At 68.6% G+C, this 1,599-nt stretch carries 3 protein-coding genes; all 3 read right to left on the reverse strand.

The features are described 5' to 3' along the window. The coding region (locus ACIRS4_RS36575; RefSeq protein ID WP_404204331.1) for a TCP-1/cpn60 chaperonin family protein at positions 1-266 on the reverse strand (266 nt) is incomplete at its 3' end. 242 nt (positions 267-508) lie between these two features. Next, the gene (locus ACIRS4_RS36580; RefSeq protein WP_357094617.1) at positions 509-811 is read right to left on the reverse strand and encodes a hypothetical protein; all 303 of its coding nucleotides are present in this window, start codon (positions 809-811) and stop codon (positions 509-511) included. 107 nt (positions 812-918) lie between these two features. Continuing rightward, positions 919-1,599 (reverse strand): Clp protease N-terminal domain-containing protein (locus ACIRS4_RS36585; protein ID WP_404204333.1); only part of this gene is annotated, 681 nt, incomplete at its 5' end.

Genomic DNA, 1,599 nt, shown 5'->3' on the forward strand with positions numbered 1-1,599 from the left:
GTGGTGCCGTCACCCGCGACGTCGTCGGTCTTCTTGGCGACTTCCTTGACGAGCTCCGCGCCGATCTTCTCGTACGGGTCCTCGAGCTCGATTTCCTTCGCGATGGAGACACCGTCGTTGGTGATGGTGGGGGCGCCCCACTTCTTCTCCAGCACGACGTTGCGGCCCTTCGGGCCCAGGGTCACCTTGACGGCGTCAGCGAGGGCGTTCAGACCACGCTCGAGACCGCGGCGAGCCTCTTCGTCGTACGCAATTGTCTTGGCCATTGCGTTGAGATCCTCCAGATCTGGGGATTGACAGTGTTCTGGCCAGGCATGGTGCCCGCGACGGACGACCGAGGAGCTTGTTAACCAGCCCGGCCTCACCGCCCCGACCTAGCACTCACAGGTATGGAGTGCCAAACCCATTTCTAGCACTCACCCCCACCGACTGCAAGGTTGGGGCCGGGCCCCGAAACGCGCGGAAGACCGCACGAGTCACCTCGTGCGGTCCGGTCGCCCGCCCGGCACTACGAGAAGTGCGAGCGGTCGTCGACCCGCAGCAGCAGGGCGATCAGCGCATCGGTGCGGCGCTCCTCCGGAGTGCGGGGCTCACCGTGCTCGATGGTGACGAGTTCGGCGTCCTGCAGCAGGAGTTCGGCTTCGATACGCATGATCGCCCGGATGAACGGAGGCGCGACCTCGGGTGGGAGGTCTCCGTTCACGATGTAGCCACCGTCGGGCGTGTCCTCTGTGGAGACATAGCTGAGCGCGCGCAGCAGGTCAGCGCGCTGCTCCCCCGCAACTAGGTCGGAACTCTCGTCGTCCGCCATTCCACAATCGTATCTGCCGCAACATGCTCCCCAGGGGATCCGGCGCGAGGACACCGGTCCCGGGGCATACATCACCAGGTCGGCAGTGGGGCGGAACGACACGCGGACTACTGCGTGTCCTCGGTGCCCGCCGGCGCGGCGGGCGCGGTCAGCGACGCCAGCAGGCCCACGACGTCGGCCTGCACCGCGTCCTTGTCCAGGCCCAGGCCGGACAGGATGCCCGCGCCGTGTTCCAGGTCGAGCAGGGCGAGCAGCAGGTGCTCGGTGCCGACGTAGTTGTGGCCGAGCCGCAGCGCCTCGCGGAAGGTCAGCTCGAGGGCTTTGCGGGCCTGCGCGTCGAAGGGGATGAGCGGCGGGACCGGGTCGCCGGTGGCGGCGGGCAGCGCGGCGGTGGCCACCCGGCGGACGGCGTCGGCGGAGATGCCCTTGGCCTCGATCACCTTGACCGCGAGGGATTCCGGCTCCGAGAGCAGGCCGAGAATCAGGTGTTCGGGGCGGGTTTCCAGATTGCCGACGGCCCGGGCCTCCTCCTGGGCGGCCATCACCACCTGGCGGGCACGCGGGGTGAAGCGGGCGAAACCGGCATTGGGGTCGAGCGCCGCCGCCTGCCCGGCGTCAGCGGGGGTCTTGGGGACGAAGCGCTTCTGGGCGGCCTGCTTGGTGACGCCCATGCTCTGGCCGATATCCGTCCAGGACGCGCCGGAACGGCGGGCCTGGTCGACGAAGTGGCCGATCAGATGGTCGGCCACCTCGGTGATGCTGGGCAACCACATCGGCGAGGTGAGGTG

Source organism: Streptomyces sp. NPDC101166 (assembly GCF_044768125.1).
GTDB lineage: Bacteria > Actinomycetota > Actinomycetes > Streptomycetales > Streptomycetaceae > Streptomyces.

What these genes read in the sequence shown, in the direction of transcription:
- ACIRS4_RS36580 (WP_357094617.1), bottom strand. Translation starts at nt 811, where the DNA reads ATGGCGGACGACGAGAGTTCCGACCTAGTTGCGGGGGAGCAGCGCGCT.